Origin of the sequence: Streptomyces sp. NPDC005955 (assembly GCF_042871255.1) — a bacterium.
GTDB lineage: Bacteria > Actinomycetota > Actinomycetes > Streptomycetales > Streptomycetaceae > Streptomyces.
In genome coordinates, this window is sequence record NZ_JBIAIF010000012.1 from 219,366 (window position 1) to 242,192 (window position 22,827).

A 22,827-nucleotide genomic window follows, 5' to 3' on the forward strand; every position below is an offset into this window, starting at 1 on the left:
TCGTCCCCACGGCAGGTCCGCCACGATCGCCCCCCACGTCCACGTTCTCGACGAGAGTCCGCCGCCATGTACGAGCTGTCCCGGGTCCGCCTCTACTCGATCGGGCCGGCCGGTGCGCGCTACGCCGACACCGTGCTCGACCTGCGCGGAGTCGGCGCCCCCGTGCCCGACCCCGCCCCCACCCAGGCGGAGTTCTTCGAGGAGGAGCCGGTCGGGCCGCCGCGCCGCCCCGCGCCCGCGGGCGTGCTGTTCCTGGAGAACGGCGGCGGCAAGTCCGTCCTCCTCAAACTGATCTTCTCGGTGATGCTCCCGGGCCACCGCAACACCCTCGGCGGAGCCAGCTCCGGAGTGCTGCGCAAGTTCCTGCTCGCCGACGACTGCGGGCACGTCGCCCTGGAGTGGCAGCACACCCTGACCGGCGAGTGCGTGGTCGTCGGCAAGGTCAGCGAATGGCGCGGCCGGCAGGTCTCCAACGACCCGCGCAAGTTCGCCGAGGCGTGGTACTCGCTGCGCCCCGGCCCCGGCCTCAGCCTGGACAACCTGCCCGTCGCCGAGTCGACCGCCGTCCGCCCGCCCGTAGAAGGGGCCTCCGGAGCCCGGGGCCGCCGCCGCACCATGAAGGGGTTCCGGGACGCCCTCACCGAGGCGGGCAAGGCGTACCCGCACCTCGACGTGCACTGGGAGGAGACCCACGAACGCTGGACGGAACACCTCGGCGAGCTGGGCCTCGACCCCGAACTCTTCCGCTACCAGCGCGAGATGAACGCCGACGAGGGCGAAGCCGCCGGACTGTTCGCCGTCAAGAAGGACTCCGACTTCACCGACCTGCTGCTGCGCGCGGTCACCGACACCCGGGACACCGACGGACTCGCCGACCTCGTCAGCGGCTTCGGCAACAAACTCGGCCGTCGCGCCGAACTCATCGCCGAACGCGACTTCACCGCGGGCTCCGTCGACCTCCTCGGCAAGATCGTGGACGCCGCGGAGACCCGCGCCCGGGCCCGTGACGTCCACGGCGCCGCCGAACGACGCACCCGCACCCTGCTCCGCGGCCTCTCGGTGCGCGCCGCCGCCGAACGGCTGCGCACCGCCGACCTCGCCCAGCAGGTCACCGCCGCCGAGCACACCGTCGGCGAAGCCGAAGGGGGCCGCGCCCGCATCGACCTGATCGCCGCCGAACTCGCCTTCCGGCACGCCTCCCTGGCACTGGTCCGGGCCGAGAAGGCCGCGGCGGCGCAGAAGCGCGAGGTCGCCGACGCCCGCACCCTGCACGCCGCCTGGCAGGGCGCGGAAGCCGTGCTGCGGCACCGCGCCGCCGCCGACCGCTCCGCCAGGGTCGCCGCCGCGATCCTGGAAGCCGAACGGGACGCCGCCCCCGCGCTGGCCGCCCGGGCCCGGGCCGCCGCCGACCTCGTCCGGGTGCTGCACACCGCCGCCGAGGAGGCCGAGGCCCTGGCCAACGAGGGCGAGGAACGGTCCACCGCACTCCAGGAAGCGGGCGAGGTCGCCCACCGGGACGCCACGGCCGCCGCCACCGAAGCCCAGCGCGCCCGCAGCGAGGTGGGCCATCTGCGCCAGCGCCTCGCCGAGGTGGAGCAGGAGACCGCCGAAGCCGTGCGCGCCGGCTGGCTGGACGACACCGCCCCGGACGCCGACCCGGCGCGGGCCGCACTCGCCGCCAGCGACGCGGAGAAGTCCGCCGTCGCCGCCTGGGACACCGCACGGGAGTCCGCCCGCCGGGCCGCCGAACGCGCCCGCGAGGCCGCCGCCGTGGAGTCCCGCGCCGAACTCACCGCCGCCCGCGCCGCCGACGCCGCGCAGGCCGCCCGGCGCGAGCACGAGGCCGAGCGGCTGACCGTCGAAGCGCTCGCCGCCGAGGAACGCCTCACCGAACTCCTCGGCCTGCCCGGCGCCCCGCCCCGCCCCGGGGACGCCCCGGGCGTGCCGCAGCCGCGCCGGGCGCCCTCGGCGCCGGCGGGACCGGCCGGCAGCGAGGCCACCCGCCGTCCCGTGGGCGGTGCCGCCGCCCCGGACCCGGACGAGGACACCGCCGGCGCGGCGGGCCCGCTCACGGTGGAGCAACTCGACCACGTCGCCGACGACCTGCGCGGCCTCCTGGACGAGGGCGTGACCGCGGCCGAGCGGCACCTCTTCGACCTGCGGACCGCCGCCGCCGACGACTCCCGCATCCTCGGCGCCCTCGGTGACGGCGGACTGCTGCCGCCCGGCCCCGATGTCCTCGCCACCGTCGAGTTCCTCGGCGAACAGGGCATCCCCGCCCTCCCCGGCTGGCGCTACCTCGCCCAGGCCGTCGACCCCGCCGACCACGCCCGGGTGCTCGCCGCCCGCCCGGAGCTCGTCGACGGGGTCGTCATCACCGACCCCGACACCCACGCCCGCGCCCGCGAGGCGCTCACCGGCGCCGCCCTGCTGCCGCGCTCCACGGTCGCCGTGGGCACCGCCGCGGCCCTGCTCGCCCCCACCCCGCCGGCCGGCGCCGCCGAGGACGCCGCCGACACCGCGGTGTTCCTGGTCCCGCCGAACCCGGCCATGCACGACGAGCACGCCGCCGACGAGGAACGCCGGGCCCTGCGCACCCGTGCCACCCGGCGGGACGAGGAGATCAGGGCCCTCTCCGCGCGCCTGGGCAAGGACCGCGAACTCGCCTCCCGCCTCGCGTCCTGGCGCACCGGTTGCCCCGCCGGCCGCCTCACCGAACTCGCCGACGCCGCCCAGCAGGCCCGGACCTTCGCCGAGGAGGCCGAAGCCGAACTGGCCGAGGCCCGCACCGAGCGCGCGGAGGCCGAGGAGAGCGCCGCCGAGGCCGCCCGGGTCCGCGAGGAACGCCAGGAGACGGCCCAGCGCGCCCGCCGCGCGGCCGACGCCCTCGCCGGCCTGGCGTTCCGACTGCGGGAACGTGCGGCCTGGCAGGTGAAGGTGCGCGAACTCTCCGACGAGGCCGTCGAGTCGGAGGCCCGGGCCCGGTACTGCCTCGACCGCGCCCGCGCCGCCGACGAGGACCGCCGCGCCGCCCAGCGGGCCGCCGACGACGCCCGCCGCACCGCCCGCGCCCTACGGGCCGAACGCACCGACATCGCCGGCGCCCCCGAGGACCACCAGGAGCAGGACGACACCGCCCCGGCCGCACCGAAGGCGTCGCTGCCCGCGCTCAGGGAGGCGTACCGCGCCGCTTCCCAGGTGTACGAGAAGGTCGGCGTCGGCGCCGACCTGCGGGCCGAACAGGCCCGGGCCGAGAGCGACGAGAGCGCCGCCCTCACCGAACTCGACCGCCTCAGCAACAAGGTCCGCGCCCGGGCCGAACAACTCCTCCAGTCCCCGGACGGCGCCGACGGCCCCTCCCGGCAGGCCGCCGCCGCCCGCGCCGAGGAACTGGTGCACCTGCTGGAGAACCGGGTCTCCGCGGCCAGCGAGCGACTCGGGCGGCTGCGCGGCGACGCGGAACGCCTCGCGCCCGAGGACGCCGAGGCCCACACCGAGCTGCCCGACGACAAGACCCCCACCAGCGTCGACCACGCCCAGATCCTGCTGCGCGCCGCGACCGCCGACCTCGCCGCCCGCACGGAGGCACTGAACCGGGCCCGCGCCGCGCACGGCGAACTGCTCCAGGCCCACCGCACGGCCCAGGACGCCGCCGGGGGCTTCGACGAGACCGCGGCGCTCCTGCGCGACCTGCTGCGCGACCACCACGACGACGAGTCCGCCGCCGAGGAGGCCGAGCCCTACCCGGGCAGCCTGGACCAGGCCCGCGCCGCCGCCGCCGAGACCCGCCGCTCGCTGCGCGGCTGCGCCACCGACCTCTCGGCCGCCGACGGGGCCGTGCGCGAGGCCAGCGACGTCCTCGTGCGGCACGCCAACTCCACCCGGTACGAGCAGGTCCGCACCCCGGCCCGCCAGCAGATCCGCGAACTGCCCGCCTCCGCGCTGCCCGAGCACGCCCAGAAGTGGGCCGACGCCTTCGCGCCCCGGTTGCGGGTGCTCACCGACGAACTCGCCCAACTGGAGCGCAACCGCGACTCGATCGTGGACCGGCTGCGCGGGCTCGTGGAGTCGGCCCTGGCGACCCTGCGCTCGGCGCAGCGCCTGTCCCGGCTGCCCGAGGGACTCGGCGAGTGGTCGGGGCAGGAGTTCCTGCGCATCCGCTTCGAGGAGCCCGACCAGGCCACCCTGGTCGAACGGTTGGGCGAGGTGATCGACGAGGCGACCCGGGCCGCCGTCCGCAAGAACGCGGACCTCCGGCGCGACGGGATGTCCCTGCTGCTGCGCGGGGTGGGAGCCGCCCTGGAGCCCCGGGGCATCTCGGTGGAGATCCTCAAGCCGGACGCCGTCCTGCGCGCGGAGCGGGTGCCGGTCGGACAGATGGGCGACGTGTTCTCCGGCGGCCAGCTGTTGACGGCGGCGATCGCCCTCTACTGCACGATGGCCGCGCTGCGCTCCAACGACCGGGGCCACGACAAGCACCGCCACGCCGGCACCCTGTTCCTCGACAACCCCATCGGCCGGGCCAACGCCACGTACCTGCTGGAGCTCCAGCGCGCGGTGTCGGACGCGCTCGGGGTCCAACTCCTCTACACCACGGGACTCTTCGACACCACGGCCCTCGCGGAGTTCCCGTTGGTCATCAGGCTGCGCAACGACGCCGACCTGCGGGCCGGGTTGAAGTACATCAGCGTCGAGGAGCACCTGCGTCCCGGACTGCCCCGGGCCAGCGCATCGGACGAGGGCGTGCACGGGGAGATCACCGCGACCCGGATGTACAAGCGCCCGGCCCCCACGGCCTGACGCCTCGTGCCCGCCGCGGCCTGACGCCCGGTGCCCGCGCCGCGCAGGGCGGCGCGGGCACCAGGCCCCTCATCAGGGCTACGAGTGGGACAGCTGCTCCGGCCGGCCCCCGCGCCGCTCCTGGCGCGTACGGGCCCGCTCGGCCCGCCGCTCCTGCTTCAGCGCCCGACGGCGCTCGCGCCGCAGGGCCCGCGCCGTGCTGCTGGGCGTGGAGACCACGCCGTGGCGCTGCTTCCAGACCTGGCGCGTCACCCAGACGTCGAGCACGCTCCAGGTGGCGACCACCGTGCTGAGGATGCTGCTCAGCACCATCGGGAACGCCAGCCACGACTCGGCGAGCGTGCAGAAGAACGCCACCATGGCCTGGATCAGGGTGACCGACACGATCAGCACGGCCCGCACGGCCGCCGTGCGCACCGGATCGGCCATCCGGTACCGGAGTGCGGGTTCCTCGACCCACAAGGGTTTGGGGCGGGGCGCCGAGACCCCCGCCGAGCCGTCCACCCGGTGGACCCGGGCGGTCGCCCCGACTCCGCCGTCCGCGTCCGGACGCTCCACCGGGGTCTTCCGCCTGGTCGGCGTCCGCCGCTCTGCCGTCTTCATGACCTCGTCACTCCCCACCGTCCACGGGTCCGTCCGCCGGTGCCGCAGCCGTCGACAACCATGTCGTGCCCGTCTTGCTCTGTTTTATGCCGCCCGACGGCGGCGCGGGGCCGTTGTGACCACACGGTGATCCGGCGACCCGCTCGTACCCTGCTCATGAACGCCGGTTCCCCTTCGCACCGGCCACTTCGAAGGCGTCACCCCGTGCCCCGCCTCCGTAAGGAAGACGCACGAGTGCACGTGAAGATTCCCGCATACCGCACGTTTCCAGCCAACTGATCTCGCTGGGTGGGGGGATCGGAGGCGGAGGCGTGTGCGCCGGTCTGGGCGGCAATCTCCCCTCATAGGTGGACAACTGATGATGTCTCGTGGGTCCCGTCGGGAACAATTATCCGGACACGTCTTCGAGAAGTGGCTACGTCAGTAGTAGGCTCACGCCGTTTCTTGACGCGCCTGTTTACCTCCGGCACGGGGGTTCGAAGTAGGGGGAGGCCATGCGCTTTCGCGGGAGATCGATCCGCCGGAAGATCGTGGCATTGCTGCTGGTGCCGCTGGTCTCGCTCACCGCGCTGTGGAGCTTCTCCACCGTGATCACGAGCCGTGAGGCGGCCCAGCTGCTGACGGTCGCCGAGGTGGTCGACAAGATCGGTTATCCGATCGAGGACATGGTCCAGGCCATCCAGGAGGAGCGCCGCCAGTCCATGGTCTACCTCGCGGACTCCAGCTCCAGCGACGCCCTGACCGATCTGCACCGCGTCCGGGAACGTACGGACGAACTCGTCGCGAAGGTCCGCAAGAACACCCGGGCCTCCGGTGTCGCCGACGACCTCGACGCCGAGTCCCGCGGTCGGCTCACCGCCCTCCTCGAAGCCCTCGACGGCATCGACTCGGTGCGGCACGCCGTGGAGGAGGGCACGGTCAGCCGGACCACCGCCCTCGACCTCTACAACCTGCTGATCGACCCCAGCTACGCGCTCGTGATGACCGTGCACGGCCTGGACGACCCGGAGATGGACAAGCAGGGCCGCGCCCTCGTCGGCATCGCCCGCGCCCGTGAACTCCTCTCCCGGGAGGACGCCCTCCTCGGCTCCGCGCTCGTCGCCCGCAGCCTCACCCGCCACGAGATCCGCACCATCTCCGACCTCGTCGCCCAGCGGGAACTGCTGTACGAGGTGAACCTGACCCTGCTCCCGTCCTCCGAACGCGAGCGCTACGAGAACTACTGGCACGACGACGAGACCGCAGCGCTCAGGGTCGCCGAACAGTCCGTCGGCGCCGCCGCCCCCGGCGTGCCCACGATGATCTCCGCAGGCGAATGGAACGACGCCACCGAGGGAGTCCTCGACAACCTCGCCGACCGCAACGCCGCCGCCAACGACCGCTACCAGGACCGGGTCCACCCCATCGCCGTCGGGGTCATCGCCCGGGCCGTCATCGCGGGCGTCCTCGGCCTGATCGCCCTGCTGTTCTCGGTGTTCCTCTCCGTGCGCATCGGCCGCGGACTCATCCGTGACCTGCGCCAGCTGCGGCTGGAGGCCACCGAGGCGTCCGGCGTCCGGCTCCCGGGCGTCATGCGGCGCCTCGCCTCCGGCGAGAAGATCGACGTCAACACCGAAGCCCCGCGCCTCGACTACGGCAAGGACGAGATCGGCCAGGTCGGACTCGCCCTGAACATCCTCCAGCGGGCCGCCGTCGAAGCCGCGGTGAAACAGGCCGAACTGCGCCACGGCGTCTCCGAGGTCTTCGTCAACCTCGCCCGCCGCAGCCAGGTCCTGCTCCACAAGCAGCTCACGCTGCTGGACGCCATGGAACGTCGCACCGAGGACACCGACGAACTCGCCGACCTCTTCCGCATCGACCACCTCACCACCCGCATGCGCCGCCACGCGGAGGGCCTGGTGATCCTCTCCGGCGCCGCTCCCTCCCGCCAGTGGCGCAAGCCCGTGCAGCTGATGGACGTCGTCCGCGCCTCCGTCGCCGAAGTCGAGGACTACGAGCGCATCGCCGTCCGCCGACTGCCCAGGATCGCCGTCATCGGCCCCGCCGTCGCCGACGTCACCCACCTCGTCGCCGAACTCCTGGAGAACGCCACGGTGTTCTCCCCGCCGCACACCACGGTCCAGGTGCACGGCGAGTACGTGGCCAACGGCTTCACCCTGGAGATCCACGACCGGGGACTGGGCATGACCTCCGAGGCCCTGCTCGACGCCAACCTCCGGCTCGCCGAGACCCCCGAGTTCGAACTGTCCGACACGGACCGCCTCGGACTGTTCGTCATCAGCCGCCTCGCCCAGCGCCAGAACGTCCGCGTCGCGCTCCAACCGTCGCCGTACGGCGGCACGACCGCCGTCGTCTTCCTGCCCGAGACCCTGCTCACCGACGCGGCGCCGGACGGCGACACCGACGGGGTCGGGGTGCGTGCCGGACGCGTCCTCGCCGAGGCCAGGACCGGCGGCCGCGCCGCGACCCCGGCCCAGGGCACCGGAACGCTCCCCGGACTGCCCGCCTCCGTCCTGGACGGACCCGCCGAAGTGGCGGCGCCCATCGGCTCCGCCGACGACATCGAGGTCTTCACCGGCCGCCTCGGCACCCCGGACGACCACGCGCCCCCGCCCGGACGGCACCGCGCGCCGGACGAGTACCGCGAAGCCGAACCGGACCTCCAGCGCCGTCGCGCCCCCAAGCTCGTCAGCTCCCACGGCCGTCCGGTCGTCGAAGCCGCAGCCCGCACCCCCGAACCCGGCGCGGAGCGCACCACCGCGCGCACCGGCCCCGGCACCCCGCCGGACCTGCCGCGCAGACGCCGCTTCCCGGAGGCCACCACGAGCACCCCCGCGCCCGGCGGTGACGCCGTACGGAGCATCCAACCCCCGGGCGGCGACGCCACCGCACGCGGCGGAGCCACCCTGCCCCGACGGGACCGCACCCCCACGGACCGACGGCGCCCCGGCCCGGACGGTCCCCCCGCGGAACCCCCGACCGGCGGCCTCCCGCGCCGGGTCCGCCAGGCCAATCTCGCGCCCCAGCTCAGACAGGGACCGGACCTGCGCAGCGATCGCGCCCGACCGGCGCCCGAAGAGCGGGACGCCGACGAAGTACGCAGCCGCATGGCCTCGCTCCAACGAGGGTGGGCCCGCGGCCGCGAAGAGAACGCCGAGGGCGACACCGCCCGGGGCGGCACAGCACACGGAACCACATCTGAGGGGGACGGTCGATGACCGCACCACGGGCCAACGGCCACATCGCGACCGGGGAGAACTCCGACCTGAACTGGCTGCTCGACGAACTCGTCCAGCGGGTCGCCAGCATCCGGAAGGCGCTCGTCCTGTCCGGTGACGGCCTGCCGACCGGTGTGTCGCAGGGACTGACCCGGGAGGACAGCGAGCACCTCGCCGCGGTGGCCTCCGGTTTCCACAGCCTGGCCAAGGGCGTGGGCCGCCACTTCGACGCGGGCGGCGTCCGCCAGACCGTCGTGGAGCTCGACGAGGCGTTCCTCTTCGTCACCGCCGCCGGAGACGGCAGCTGCCTCGCCGTCCTGTCCGACGCGGACTCCGACGTGGGTCAGGTCGCCTACGAGATGACCCTGCTCGTGAAGCGGGTCGGCGCGCACTTGGGGGCCGCTCCGCGCACCGAACCGTCCCCTGGCGGGTAGTGGGACTGCATGAGCGCAGACGGTCAGGGAACCCCCCACTGGTTCGATGACGACGCCGGCCCCGTGGTACGTCCGTACGCGATGACCCGGGGCCGCACCACCAGCGCCAACCAACACCGCCTCGATCTGATCGCGGTGGTGCTCACCGAGTCCCACGTAGCCAACCCGGAGGCCGACCAGTCACTCTCCCCGGAACACGTCGACATCATCGAACTGTGCCGCGACACGCCGCAGTCCGTCGCCGAACTCGCGGCGGAACTGGACCTGCCGATCGGCGTGGTCCGCGTCCTGATCGGTGACCTCGTCGAAGACGAACTCGTGCACGTGACACGCCCCGTGCCACCTGCCGAGCTGCCGGACGCGAGTATCCTGCGCGACGTGATCAGCGGCCTGAGGGCCCTCTGAGCAGCACGGCAGCGGGGAGAACGACGTGACGGGCTGGCAGTTCTGGGTCGACCGCGGTGGCACCTTCACCGATGTCGTCGCACGCAGGCCCGACGGGAGCCTCGTCACCCGCAAGGTCCTCTCCGCACGGCCCCGCGACCCCGCGGGACCCGGAGGGACCCCCGGCGACCCCGGCCCCGAGACCCCCGACGCCGCCGTCGAGGGCATCCGGCTCCTCCTCGCCGAGCACGCAGCGGGCGCAGCGAACGCAGCGCCCACGATCGCGTCCCTGCGCATGGGCACCACCGTCGCCACCAACGCCCTGCTCGAACGCACCGGGGAACGCACCGCCCTCGTCATCACCCGGGGGTTCCGCGACGCCCTGCGCATCGCCTACCAGAACCGGCCCCGCATCTTCGACCGTGAGATCGTCCTGCCCGACCCGCTCCACGAGCGCGTCATCGAGGTCGACGAACGCATCACCGCCGAGGGACAGGTACTGCGCCAGCCCGACCTCGACGCCCTCGAAGGACCGCTGCGCGCCGCCCGCGCCGACGGTGTCCGCGCCGTCGCCGTCGTCCTGCTCCACAGCCACCTGTACCCCGAACACGAACAGCGCGTCGGTGCACTCGCCGCCCGCATCGGCTTCCCCCAGATCTCCCTGTCCAGCGAGGTCAGCCCGCTGATGAAGCTGGTGCCCCGCGGCGACACGACCGTCGCCGACGCCTACCTCTCGCCGGTGCTGCGCCGCTACGTCCGGCGCCTGGGCGAGGCACTGGACGTGCCCCGCGGACGCCTGCTGTTCATGCAGTCCAACGGGGGGCTCACCGACGCCACCCGGTTCCGCGGCAAGGACGCCGTCCTGTCCGGACCGGCGGGCGGCATCGTCGGCATGGCCCGGATGTCCGAACGCGCCGGCCACGACCGCGTCATCGGGTTCGACATGGGCGGCACGTCCACCGACGTCTCCCACTACGCCGGCACCTACCCGCGCGTCCTCAGCCACACCGTCGCCGGGGTGCGGCTGCGGGCCCCCGTGCTGGACATCCACACCGTCGCCGCCGGCGGCGGCTCCGTCCTCCACTTCGACGGCAGCCGCTACCGCGTCGGCCCCGACTCCGCCGGCGCCGACCCCGGCCCCGCCTGCTACCGCGCCGGGGGACCGCTCACCGTCACCGACGCCAACCTGATGCTCGGCCGCATCCAGCCCGACCACTTCCCCCGGGTGTTCGGGCCCGACCGCGACCAGCCCCTCGACGGCGAACTCGTCCGCCACCGCTTCGCCGCGCTCGCCGCCGAGATCACCCGCCGCACCGGCGACGACCGCACCCCGGAACAGGTCGCCGAAGGGTACCTGCGCATCGCCGTGGCCAACATCGCCAACGCCGTCACCCGCATCTCCGTCCAACAGGGCCACGACGTCACCCGCTACGCCCTGACCACCTTCGGCGGCGCCGGGGGACAGCACGCCTGCCGGGTCGCCGACTCGCTCGGCATCCGCACCGTCCTCGTACCACCCCTGGCCGGCGTGCTGTCCGCCCTCGGCATCGGTCTCGCCGACCTCGCCGCCCTGCGCGAACGGTCCGTCGAAGCACCCCTGGACCCGGCCACCACCCCCCGCGTGCGCGACACCGCCGACGCCCTGGAAGCGGCCGCCCGCGCCGAACTGCGGGCCGAAGGCGTCCCCGACGCGGACGTCCGCGTCACCCGGCGCGCCCATCTGCGCTACGACGGCACGGACACCACCCTCGCCGTGGACCTCGGGGAACCGGACGCGATGGGCCGGGCCTTCGAGGACCGCCACCGCACCGTCTACTCCTTCGCCCTGGACCGCCCGATCGTCATCGAGTCCGTCTCGGTGGAGGCCGTGGGTCCCACCGATCCCCCCGACCTGTCCTCCCTCGCCCCGCCCGCGACCGCCCCCGAGCCCCCCGACGAGGTGGCCCTGCACACCGGCGGGGCCTGGCGACGGGCCCCTCTGCACCGCCGCGCCCACCTGCCACCGGGCCGTGCCGTCACCGGGCCGGCACTGATCACCGAGGACGGCGCGACCACCGTCGTCGACGACGGCTGGCGGGCCACCCCGCACCCGGCCGGCCACCTGGTCCTGGAACGCACCACCGTGCCCGAGGACTCCCGCACCGGCACCGCCGCCGACCCGGTGCTCCTGGAGGTCTTCAACAACCTCTTCATGTCCGTCGCGGAACAGATGGGCGCCCGGCTGGAGTCCACCGCGCAGTCCGTCAACATCAAGGAACGCCTCGACTTCTCCTGCGCCCTCTTCGACCCCGACGGCGCCCTCGTGGCCAACGCCCCGCACATCCCCGTCCACCTGGGATCGATGGGCACCAGCGTCAAGGAGGTCATCCGCCGCCGCGGCCGCACCATGCGCCCCGGCGACGCCTACGCGGTCAACGACCCCTACCACGGCGGCACCCACCTGCCCGACGTCACCGTCATCACCCCCGTCTTCGCCCGCCCCACCGATGCCGATGGCGATGCGGATGCCGTCGCCGGAGCACGGCCCCCAGGAGCCCCGCTCTTCTTCGTGGCCTCGCGCGGGCACCACGCCGAGATCGGCGGCACCGCCCCCGGCTCCATGCCCGCCGACAGCCGCACCCTCGCCGAGGAAGGCGTCCTCTTCGACGACTGGCTGCTCGCCGAGGACGGCCGCTTCCGCGAAGCGGAAACCCTCCACCTGCTCACCACGGCGACCCACCCCTCCCGCGACCCCGACACCAACCTGGCCGACCTGCGCGCCCAGATCGCCGCGAACCACAAGGGCGTGGACGAGGTCCGCCGCGTGATCGACGACTTCGGCCTCGACGTCGTCCAGGCGTACATGCGCCACGTCCAGGACAACGCCGAGGAGTCCGTCCGCCGCGTGATCGACACCCTCCGGGACGGCTCCCACACGTACGAGACCGACTCGGGCGCCGTCATCCGGGTACGGGTCACCGTCGACCGCGCAGCCCGCGCGGCCACCATCGACTTCACCGGCACGTCCCCCCAGCTGACGACCAACTTCAACGCCCCGTCCGCCGTGGTCGTCGCGGCCGTGCTCTACGTGTTCCGCACCCTCGTCGCCGACGACATCCCCCTCAACGACGGCAGCCTGCGCCCCCTGCGCATCGTCGTCCCGCCCGGCTCGCTGCTCGCCCCGCGCCCCCCGGCCGCCGTCGTCGCGGGCAACGTGGAGACCTCACAGGCCGTCACCGGCGCCCTGTACGCCGCCCTGGATGTCCAGGCGGAGGGCTCCGGCACGATGAACAACGTCACCTTCGGCAACGACCGCCACCAGTACTACGAGACGATCGCCTCGGGCTCCGGCGCCGGGGACGGCTTCCACGGAACGTCCGTCGTCCAGACCCACATGACCAACTCCCGGCTCACCGACCCCGAGGTCCTGGAGTGGCGCCTGCCCGTCCTCCTGGAGGAGTTCGCCGTCCGGCACGGCAGCGGCGGCGCCGGCCGGTGGCACGGCGGCGACGGGGCCGTGCGCCGCATCAGGTTCCGCGAGCCCATGACCGTCTCCACCCTCTCCCAACACCGCAGGGTCCCGCCCTACGGTCTCGCCGGCGGTGCCCCGGGCGCCCTCGGCACCGACCGGGTCGAACACCCGGACGGTACGGTCCTGCACCTGGACGGCAGCGACACGGTCGCTGTCCGCCCCGGCGACGTACTCGTCATCGAAACACCTGGCGGCGGAGGATACGGTCCCCCGTCGCCCCACACCACTGAGGCAGGAGACGAATCCGATGGTCCTGGGGCGTACTGAGCGGGGCAAGGCCCCCATAGAACCCGTCACCCTCAAGATCCTGGTGGCGGGCGGCTTCGGCGTGGGCAAGACCACCCTGGTCGGCGCGGTGAGCGAGATCAAGCCACTGCGCACCGAGGAGACCCTCAGCGAAGCGGGCCGCCCGGTCGACGACACCCATGGCGTCGAGGGCAAGAACACCACCACCGTGGCGATGGACTTCGGCCGCATCACCCTCCGCCAGGACCTGGTGCTCTACCTCTTCGGCACCCCCGGACAGGACCGCTTCTGGTTCCTCTGGGACGAACTCGCCACCGGGGCGCTCGGCGCCGTCGTCCTCGCCGACACCCGCCGCCTGGAGGACTGTTTCGCCGCCGTCGACTACTTCGAACGGCGCAACATCCCCTTCATCGTCGGCGTCAACTGCTTCGACGGAGCCGACCGCTACCCCGCCGACTCGGTGCGCCAAGCGCTCGACCTCGACGGCTCCGTCCCCGTCGTCCTGTGCGACGTCCGGCACCGGGAGTCCGCCAAGGACGTCCTCATCGAGGTCGTCGAACACGCCCTGGCCGTCGGCGAGGTGACCCGCCAGACCGCCACCACCTGACGGGACCGGGCGCCACCGGCCGTCCGGCGCCCCCACGCGACGGTCGGCGAACGGCGAGATTCGGCCCTGGACGGCAGAACCGCACGCCTCCGAACTGCGTCCGGTCTTATCGGTGAGGTTGGCCGGGATCGACGGGGGTGGTTCCGGCCAACCCCACCGCACCGCCGACGGCCGTACCGCCCGCGCACGGGACGGCGCGCCGTCCGCCCCGGGCGATCGGATACAGTCCGCGCGTGTCCGATTCCCAGCACCACACCACCAACCCCGTACGGGACTCCCACTGTTCGAGCTGTGGCGCCCCCTTCGCCGCCGAGGCATCCGGCTGGCCCAGGGGGTGTGCCACCTGCGGCACCACGACGTACCGCAACCCCCTGCCCGTGGCGGTGGCCCTCCAACCCGTCTACGACGACCAGGGCACCGCCCTGGTCGTCATCACCCGCACGGTGGCCCCCGCACTCGGCGGCATAGCCCTGCCCGGCGGGTTCATCGAGCACCACGAGGACTGGCGCGAGGCCCTCGTACGGGAGCTCAAGGAAGAGACCGGCATCGACGCCGCCGCCCGGGACGTGCGCATCGCCCACGTACTCAGCGCACCCGACGGGTACCTCGTCCTCTTCGGAGCCCTCCCGGAACGGCCCGCGTCCGAACTGCCCCCCTCCGTGCCCACGGACGAGACGGAGGGGTGGCACCTGCTGCGCCGCCCCACGGAACTCGCCTTCCCCCTCCACACCCTGGCCGCCCGGGCGTGGTTCGAAGGCCGCCACGGCTGAGCCGGCACCCCGACCCGACCACCCGGCCCCGGGCCACCACCCCCGGCCCGGGCCCCGGTGCACCGCGCGGCGCACCGGTCCGGCTCACACCTCCCGCAGCCGCACCGGATACCCCACCGGGCCACCGCCCTCACGCTCCACGACCACGTCCGCACCCCGCCACCGCGTCGTGAAGCGCTCCACCTCGGACGTCCCCCACCCGTCACCGGCGTCCGCCACCACCAGACCGCCTCCCGTACCCCCACGCACGGGAGGCCACACCTCCAACTCCACCCCGCCGTCCGCCCCGCGCACCGGCACCACCGCACCCGCACGCACCAGGACCGGCACCCGCGACAACGGCGCCGCCACCCGAACCCGCCCCGGCCCCGCGAACGCGAGCCCGCTGACCGCGTCGTACCAGGTGCCCGCCGGCAGCTGCACCACACGCCGGTCTACCCCCGGCTCCACCACCGGCGCGACCAACAGGGCGTCCCCCAGCAGGAACGCGTCCCCGCAGTCCCGCAACGCCCGGTCCTCCGGCGCACCCCACCACAACGGACGCGCATAGGGCGCCCCCGTGCGCGCCGCCAACTGCGCCAACGTCATCAGGTACGGAGCCAACCGCCGCCGTTCGAGCAGCACCGCCCGCGCGTGCTCCACCACCTCCTCGCCGAACGCCCACGGCTCCCGCCGCCCCGCCCGCAGCGCCGAATGGGTACGGAACAACGGGAGGTGGGCACCCAACTGGAACCACCGCAGGTACAACTCGGGCGACGGACTCCCCGTGAAGCCCCCCACGTCCGGCCCGGAGTACGGCACCCCGCACAACCCCAACCCCAGCACCAGCGCCAACGACGCGCGCAACCCCGGCCACCCCGTCGCCACGTCCCCCGACCAGGTGCCCCCGTACCGCTGCATCCCCGCCCAGCCCGACCGCGAGAACAGGAACGGCCGCTCGGCCGGACGCAGCCGCCGGACCCCCTCGTAGGCGGCCCGCGCCATCCCCAGGGCGTACACGTTGTGCGCCTCCCGGTGGTCCCCGCCCCGCCCCTCCAGCACGTGCCGCGCCGACCGCGGCAACGTCCGCTCGCCGAACGCCGCGAACGACACCGGTTCGTTCATGTCGTGCCAGAACCCCGCGAACCCCTGCCCCAGCCGCTCCCCGTACCAGTCACCCCACCACGCACGGACAGCCGGATCCGTGAAGTCCGGGTACACCGACTCACCCGCCCAGACCGTGCCGACCACCTCCCGCCCGGTCGCGTCCCGCACGAACGCCCCCACGGCCCGCCCCGACTCGAACACCGGGTTCCCCGGCTCCGCCTTCACCGCCGGATCGACGATCGACACCAACCGCACCCCGTCCGCCGCCAACTCCCGCGCCAACTCCGGCAACTCCGGGAACCGCCGCCGGTCCACCGTGAACACCCGGTACCCGTCCAGATGGTCGATGTCCAGGTGCACCGCGTCCAGCGGCAACCCCCGCTCCCGGTACCCGGCGACCGTCCGCCGCACCTCGGCCGCGCTCCCGAACCCCCACCGCGCGTGCTGGTACCCGAGCGCCCACCCCGGCGGCACCGCGGGCGCACCCGTCAACGACACCCAGGTGTGCAGCACCCGGGCCGGCGCGCCCACCACCACCCAACACCGCAACGGCCCCCCGTCACAGCGCAGCTCCACCGTGCCCGGCCGGTCGTGCCCCGACCCGTACCCCTCCTCGCCCTCCTGGAGCGAGACCGACCCGTCCCACGTCGTGTCGTGGAAGACCAGGTGCGTCCCGCCGTCCGCCACCACCCACTGCACGGGCATCGTGATCGACAACGGGTCGTCACCCGGCCCGAACGAACCCCCCGGATCGGTGTTCCACAACCGGTACGTCCCGTCCACCAGCCGCGGCCCCGCCGCCCGCCCCCCGAGCCCGAAGAACCGCGCGTCCGCCGCCACCTCCGCCCGCTGCACCCACCGCGCCACCCCGCCCCCGGCCGACTCCCACCAGCGCGGCGGCTCGACCCGGCGCAACACCACCCCGCCCGGAGTGCGGACCTCGATCCCCCCGTACCGCGACACCGCGACCGTGATCCGCTCCGACACCACCCGCCACCCCCCGTCCTTGTCCGGCTCCAACATGACGCGCGGATCGGCCTCCGGCGCCGCGCCGCACAAGGCGTACGACGGCTCGGGCCCGGCACCGTCCCACCCCCAGAACACCGCCCCCGTCACCGTGACCAGCAGCCGCAGCTCCGAACGGGCGAACCGGATGACACCCCCGCCCGGACCCGACGCCACGTCCGTCACCGCACCCGGCACCCGCGCCCGCTCCGCCCCCCGCGGCGCCAGGGCGGACGCGTCCACCCGCCGTCGGCGCAGCGCCGCGCGCACCGCACGCAACCCCAGCGACGGTCCCCCCGCACCGAGTGCCTTCACCGACCGCAACAGGCCACGACCATCCATGACGATCACCCTGCCACCGCGCCCACGGGCCACGTGGCGCGTTCAGCCGCCGTTCACCCGGGACACCACCACTCCTCACCGGCGCGTCCCGCCCTGGTGCCCGAGTCGATCACATGGCATCGTCCCCCTCAGCCGCCGAGGCGCACACCACCCACCGTGCGCCGAGGACGCCCACACCCAGCACCCGGCAGGGGAGCACCGACCATGTCCTCGTCCTCAGCGAACACCCCACCGCTCTGGCAGCCCGACCGGCGGACCGTGGAGTCCGCCCGGATCACCCGCTTCCAGACCTGGGCCGCCGCCCACCACGGCGCCCCCGCCCACGGCGGGTACCCGGCCCTGCACCGCTGGTCCGTCGACGAACTCGACACCTTCTGGCAGGCCGTCGCCGAATGGTTCGACGTCCGCTTCGGCACGCCCCCCACCCAGGTGCTCGGCACCCGCCGGATGCCCGGCGCGACCTGGTTCCCGGGCGCCACCCTCAACTACGCCGAACACGCCCTGCGAGCCGCCGCCGACCGCCCCGCCGAACCCGCCCTCCTCCACGTCGACGAGACCCACGGCCCCACCCCCGTCACCTGGGCCGAGCTACGCCGCCAGGTCGGCTCGCTGTCCGCCGCACTGCGCGGCCTCGGGGTCCGCCCGGGCGACCGGGTCAGCGGCTACCTCCCGAACGTCCCGCAGGCAGTCGTGGCCCTCCTCGCCACCGCCACCGTGGGCGCCGTGTGGACCTCCTGCGCCCCCGACTTCGGCGCCCGCAGCGTCCTCGACCGCTTCCAACAGGTCGAACCCGTCGTCCTCTTCACCGTCGACGGCTACCGCTACGGGGGCAAGGAACACGACCGCACCGACACCGTCGCCGAACTCCGGGCCCAGCTGCCGACCCTGCGCGCCGTCGTCCACGTCCCCCTGCTCGGCACCCCCGCCCCCGACGGCGCCCTGGAATGGGCGGACCTCACCGCCGCCGACACCGCACCGGACTTCACCCCGGTCCCCTTCGACCACCCCCTGTGGGTGCTCTACTCCTCTGGCACCACCGGACTGCCCAAAGCGATCGTCCAGTCCCAGGGCGGCATCCTCCTGGAGCACTACAAACAACTCGGGCTCCACTGCGACCTCGGCCCCGACGACCGCTTCTTCTGGTACACGTCCACCGGCTGGATGATGTGGAACTTCCTCGTCTCCGGACTCCTCACCGGCACCACCGTCGTCCTGTACGACGGCAGCCCCGCACACCCCGACACCGGGGCCCAGTGGCGCATCGCCGAACAGACCGGCGCCACCTTCTTCGGCACCTCCGCCGCCTACGTGATGGCCTGCCGCAAGGCCGACGTGCACCCGGCCCGCGACCACGACCTCAGCCGCGTCCGCTGCGTCGCCACCACCGGCTCCCCGCTGCCCCCCGACGGCTTCCGCTGGCTGCACGACGAGTTCGCCGACCGCGACGGCGGCCTGTGGATCGCCTCCGTCAGCGGCGGCACCGACGTCTGCTCCTGCTTCGCCGGAGCGGTGCCCACCCTCCCCGTCCGCATCGGCGAACTCCAGGCACCCGGCCTCGGCACCGACCTCCAGGCATGGGACCCCCAGGGGCGACCCCTCCTCGACGAGGTCGGCGAACTCGTCGTCACCCGGCCCATGCCGTCCATGCCGCTCTACTTCTGGAACGACCCCGACGGCCACCGCTACCACGACAGCTACTTCGACACCTACCCCGGAGTCTGGCGGCACGGCGACTGGATCACCCTCACCCCCCACGGGTCCGTCGTCATCCACGGCCGCTCCGACTCCACCCTCAACCGCCAGGGCGTCCGCATGGGGTCCGCCGACATCTACGAGGCCGTCGAACGCCTCCCCGAGATCAAGGAGTCCCTCGTCGTCGGCGTCGAACGGGCCGACGGCGGGTACTGGATGCCGCTCTTCGTCCACCTCGCCCCGGGCACCGCCCTCGACGACCGGCTGCGCGCCCTCGTCAAGCGGACCATCCGCGAGGACCTCTCCCCCCGCCACGTCCCCGACGAGATCATCGAAGTCCCCGCCGTGCCCCACACCCTCACCGGCAAACGCCTCGAAGTACCGGTCAAACGCCTCCTCCAGGGCACCCCCCTCGACCGGGCCGTCAACCCCGGCTCCGTCGACCGCGTCGACCTCCTCCACTTCTACGTGGAACTCGCCGCCCGCCGCCCCTGACCCCGACCCCGCCCCCACGCCGATCACCGATGTCAGTCCCCCCGGTTACGGTGAGTGAGCATCGATCGACCGTGCACAGGGGGAACCATGACACCGACCGACCGCCACGCCACCACGAACGAACGGATCCGCCGCGAGATCGCCGGCACCCTCGGCCTGCTCGCCGACGCCGCCGACTTCACGGCCATGCGCCGCTACCGCAGCTTCGCCTTCGACGACCACCACGCCTACCTGCGCCACACCGAAGCCGTCCTCCGCGCCCTCGACGCCCGGGGCCAACACACCAGCATCGCCCTCTTCGACCCCGAGCAGTACGCGTCCTACTGCGCCCGCACCGGAATCGACCCCGACACCCGCGCCTCGCGCACCCGCTTCACCGCGGAACTCGCCGCCACCGTCCCCACCGTCCCCTACGACGGCCGTCCCCTCGCCGAACTGCTCCCCGACCTCCTCGACGAGGCCGCACGCCGGGCCACCTGGGAGTACGCCACCCAGGCACTCGCCCGTGCGGGGGAGTGCGCCACCTGCGGCGAGGACATCGGTCGGGCCGCCTTCGCCCGGGCCTTCGACCTCCTGCTGCGCATCCTGCGCTCCGCCCGCCCCGGCGCGCACCACCTCGTCGGCAGCGTCACCACCCCGGCGGAAACCCTCCTCGGCGTCTTCCGGGCCCGCAGCGACACGACGGGCCTCACCGAAGCCGACGAAGCCGCCGCGGTCGAACTCGCCACCGTGCTCGCCACGGGCTTCGCGACCCGGAGCCCCGGCGGCCTCGTCATGCGCACCACCACCCCGGGCCACGACGACCGGGTCCAGGGCTGGCGCCTCGTCGACGACGGACTCGCACCGCTCACCGCGGCGCAGGTGTTCGACGCCTACTGCACCGACGCCGTCTCCGGCGAACCCGTCTCCCCGGAATCCGGCGTGGACTACTGCGCACCGCCCGACATCGACGGCATCGGCCCGGGCACCAGCGGCCACACCCACCGCTGACACCCGGCTCCGTCACCGGGACGCCCCGCACGGCGGAGCGTCCCGGTGACGACTACTCCCCGGAGAGCACCGCCTGCGCCGCGTTGCGCGCGTCCTCGGCGGTGTCCGCGGCCCGCGCCGCCGCCGCCGCGCGCTCGCACTGCGCCAACGTGTACGTGGCCAGCGCCGCCCGTACGTACGGGATCGACGCCGAGCCCATCGACAGGGAGGTCACGCCCAGTCCCGTCAACACGCACGCCAGCAGCGGATCGGCCGCCGCCTCGCCGCACACCCCGCAACTCTTGCCCTCGGCCTTCGCCGCCTCCGCCGAGAGCGCCACCAGGTCCAGCAGTGCCGGCTGCCACGGGTCCTGCAACCGCGACACCGCGCCCACCTGCCGGTCGGCGGCGAACGTGTACTGCGCGAGGTCATTGGTGCCCAGCGACAGGAACTCGACCTCCTGGAGGATCGAACGCGCCCGCAGCGCCGCCGAGGGGATCTCCACCATGGCGCCGAACTTCGCGCGCAACCCCGCCGCACGACAGGCGTCCGCGAACGCCTTCGCATCCGTCCGGTCCGCCACCATCGGCGCCATCACCTCCAGATACACCGGAAGTCCCTCGGCGGCCCTGGCCAGCGCGGTCAGCTGGGTGCGCAGCACGTCCGGGTGGTCCAACAGGGACCGCAACCCCCGCACCCCCAACGCCGGATTCGGTTCGTCCGCGGGGGTGAGGAAGTCCAACGGCTTGTCCGCCCCCGCGTCCAGGACCCGGACGACGACCCGCCCCTCCGGGAACGCCTCCAACACCTGCCGGTACGCGGCCACCTGCTTCTCCTCGGACGGCGCCTTCGCGCTGTCGTCCAGGAACAGGAACTCGGTGCGGAACAGCCCGACCCCCTCGGCCCCGGCCTCCACCGCCGCCGGCACGTCCGCCGGCCCGCCCACATTGGCCAGCAACGGCACCTTGTGCCCGTCGGACGTCGCCCCGGGACCGGTCGAGGAGGCCAGCGCCGCCCTGCGTTCCTCCGCGACCGCCGCCAGCGCGGCCCGCTTCTCGGCGCTCGGCTCGACGAACACCTCCCCGGTGCTGCCGTCCACGGCGACCACCACGCCTTCGGCCAGCTCCCCGGCTCCCGGCAGCGCCACCACCGCGGGCACGCCGAGCGCCCGCGCCAGGATCGCGCTGTGACTCGTCGGACCGCCCTCCTCGGTCACGAAGCCCAGGACCAACGACGGATCCAGCAGCGCCGTGTCGGCCGGCGCCAGGTCCCGCGCGATCAGCACGTACGGCTCGTCACTGTCCGGCACCCCCGGCATGGGCACGCCCAGCAACCGGGCGACGATGCGGTTGCGCACGTCATCGAGGTCGGCCACCCGCCCCGCGAGGTACTCGCCGGCCCCCGCCAGCAGCGCCCGGTACGAGGCGAAGGCGTCGTACACGGCGCGCTCGGCCGTGCTGCCCACCGCGATCCGTCGCTCGACGTCGACGATCAGCTCCGGGTCCTGGGCCATGAGGGCCTGCGCTTCGAGCACGGCCTGGGCCTCTCCGCCCGCGAGGTTGCCCCGCGCGTTCAGATCGGCCGCCACGGCGTCGACCGCCTGGCGGGCACGTCCCTGCTCCCGCTCGGCGTCCTCGGTGGGGATCTGCTTCGCGGGCGGTTCGAGGACCGCCGTGCCCATGTGCCGTACCTCGCCGATCGCCACACCGTGGCTCACGCCGACGCCCCGCAGCGTTGTTTCCATCTCACCGTCTCCGCGTACAAGCGACGGGCCCGCCGCCGCGATGGTTGGTCTGCCGGTCGCCGCTACTGCCAGTCGAAGAGCGTGTCGCCCACCTTCACGTCACCGCTCTCGTTCACGGACGACAGGGAGTCCACCATGGCCTCCAACGCCACCACGGGGCACACCGGAGACTTGCCGGCCGCTTCGACCTCGGCGGGGTTCCACCGCACGACGGCCTGACCGCGCTGCACGTTGTCCCCCTTGTTCACCAGCAGCTCGAAGCCCTGTCCGTTGAGCTGCACGGTGTCGATGCCCAGATGGGTGAGCACGCCGTGCCCCTCGTCGTCCACCACCACGAAGGCGTGCGGATGGAGGGAGACGATCACTCCGGAGACGGGAGCCACCGCCTCCGCGGGCGTCCGCTCGGGATCGACCGCGGTCCCGGGGCCCACCATGGCACCGGAGAAGACGGGATCCGGCACTGCGGTCAGTCCGATGGCACGGCCGGAGACAGGGGATGTCACACGGGTCATGGGCAAGCCTCCCAAGGCTCGGAGTCCGACGGCGCCGTCACCCGTCTGCCCGGGGACGGCGCACTGTTCAGCAGCGTAAGTCATAAAAAGTCCGAGTTCTGTGTGGGCGGAGCCGGGTGGCTGAGGGAGGGGTGCACCCTCGATTTGCCCCCGCTGTCAAGCCCGCTGTACAGTCGTAACCCTGCCCGCGAGCAACGCGACGAGCGTCGCGAAGCCGGGCAGTCTCCATCAAGTCCTCTTTTCTCATCTTGAGATCAGAATTTCGCATGCCTGCGAGACCTGGTCAGAGTAAAGAAAAAGACCTGGTAGAGTTTGAAACACCGAAGGGAAGCGCCCGGAGGAAAGCCTCAGCCGAATGGCTGGAGTGAGTACAAAGGAAGCGTCCGTTCCTTGAGAACTCAACAGCGTG

General features: G+C 73.6%; 13 protein-coding genes. 9 read left to right on the forward strand and 4 right to left on the reverse strand.

Annotated features, from left to right (window positions below; genetic code table 11):
• Positions 1 to 66: 66 nt before the first annotated feature.
• Positions 67 to 4,800: a hypothetical protein gene (locus tag ACFYOU_RS26000; RefSeq protein WP_391308886.1), complete on the forward strand. Its 4,734-nt coding sequence runs from the start codon at positions 67 to 69 to the stop codon at positions 4,798 to 4,800.
• Positions 4,801 to 4,878: 78 nt separating this feature from the next.
• Here the strand turns inward: ACFYOU_RS26000 and ACFYOU_RS26005 are convergent, their stop codons facing one another.
• Positions 4,879 to 5,403: a hypothetical protein gene (locus ACFYOU_RS26005; RefSeq protein WP_391308887.1), complete on the reverse strand. Its 525-nt coding sequence runs from the start codon at positions 5,401 to 5,403 to the stop codon at positions 4,879 to 4,881.
• 494 nt (positions 5,404 to 5,897) lie between these two features.
• On the opposite strand from ACFYOU_RS26005, the gene ACFYOU_RS26010 reads away from it, so the two are divergent.
• From ACFYOU_RS26010 to ACFYOU_RS26035, 6 genes are all read left to right on the forward strand, one after another.
• Positions 5,898 to 8,621, forward strand: coding sequence for a nitrate- and nitrite sensing domain-containing protein (locus ACFYOU_RS26010; protein ID WP_389769022.1), 2,724 nt, complete (start codon positions 5,898 to 5,900; stop codon positions 8,619 to 8,621).
• Complete coding sequence (locus ACFYOU_RS26015) at positions 8,618 to 9,055, forward strand: roadblock/LC7 domain-containing protein (protein WP_389769020.1); 438 nt, start codon at positions 8,618 to 8,620, stop codon at positions 9,053 to 9,055. Before ACFYOU_RS26010 ends, ACFYOU_RS26015 begins: the two co-directional genes overlap by 4 nt.
• 9 nt (positions 9,056 to 9,064) lie before the next feature.
• Positions 9,065 to 9,460 (forward strand): DUF742 domain-containing protein, encoded by a 396-nt coding sequence (locus ACFYOU_RS26020; RefSeq protein WP_385494087.1) that lies wholly within the window; start codon positions 9,065 to 9,067, stop codon positions 9,458 to 9,460.
• 25 nt (positions 9,461 to 9,485) lie between these two features.
• Positions 9,486 to 13,217 (forward strand): hydantoinase B/oxoprolinase family protein, encoded by a 3,732-nt coding sequence (locus ACFYOU_RS26025; RefSeq protein WP_391308891.1) that lies wholly within the window; start codon positions 9,486 to 9,488, stop codon positions 13,215 to 13,217.
• Complete coding sequence (locus tag ACFYOU_RS26030) at positions 13,198 to 13,803, forward strand: ATP/GTP-binding protein (RefSeq protein WP_391308892.1); 606 nt, start codon at positions 13,198 to 13,200, stop codon at positions 13,801 to 13,803. The genes ACFYOU_RS26025 and ACFYOU_RS26030 overlap by 20 nt, the downstream gene beginning before the upstream one ends.
• A gap of 233 nt (positions 13,804 to 14,036) precedes the next feature.
• Positions 14,037 to 14,573 (forward strand): NUDIX domain-containing protein, encoded by a 537-nt coding sequence (locus ACFYOU_RS26035; RefSeq protein ID WP_389769011.1) that lies wholly within the window; start codon positions 14,037 to 14,039, stop codon positions 14,571 to 14,573.
• An 84-nt stretch (positions 14,574 to 14,657) separates the two neighbouring features.
• Here ACFYOU_RS26035 and ACFYOU_RS26040 read toward each other — a convergent pair whose 3' ends face one another.
• A complete protein-coding gene (locus ACFYOU_RS26040; RefSeq protein ID WP_391308893.1) occupies positions 14,658 to 17,006 on the reverse strand; it encodes a TIM-barrel domain-containing protein in 2,349 nt (782 codons plus the stop codon).
• A 204-nt stretch (positions 17,007 to 17,210) separates the two neighbouring features.
• On the opposite strand from ACFYOU_RS26040, the gene ACFYOU_RS26045 reads away from it, so the two are divergent.
• Both ACFYOU_RS26045 and ACFYOU_RS26050 read left to right on the forward strand, forming a co-directional pair.
• The gene (locus tag ACFYOU_RS26045; protein ID WP_391308895.1) at positions 17,211 to 19,193 is read left to right on the forward strand and encodes an acetoacetate--CoA ligase; all 1,983 of its coding nucleotides are present in this window, start codon (positions 17,211 to 17,213) and stop codon (positions 19,191 to 19,193) included.
• A gap of 87 nt (positions 19,194 to 19,280) precedes the next feature.
• On the forward strand, positions 19,281 to 20,183 hold the full coding sequence (locus ACFYOU_RS26050; protein WP_391308896.1) for a hypothetical protein: 903 nt from the start codon (positions 19,281 to 19,283) through the stop codon (positions 20,181 to 20,183).
• Between the two features lie 52 nt (positions 20,184 to 20,235).
• Here the strand turns inward: ACFYOU_RS26050 and ptsP are convergent, their stop codons facing one another.
• Positions 20,236 to 21,906: a phosphoenolpyruvate--protein phosphotransferase gene (gene ptsP / locus ACFYOU_RS26055; protein WP_389769000.1), complete on the reverse strand. Its 1,671-nt coding sequence runs from the start codon at positions 21,904 to 21,906 to the stop codon at positions 20,236 to 20,238.
• 62 nt (positions 21,907 to 21,968) lie between these two features.
• Positions 21,969 to 22,418, reverse strand: a complete 450-nt coding sequence (locus ACFYOU_RS26060) for a PTS glucose transporter subunit IIA (protein ID WP_385494078.1) — start codon at positions 22,416 to 22,418, stop codon at positions 21,969 to 21,971.
• Positions 22,419 to 22,827 lie beyond the last annotated feature (409 nt).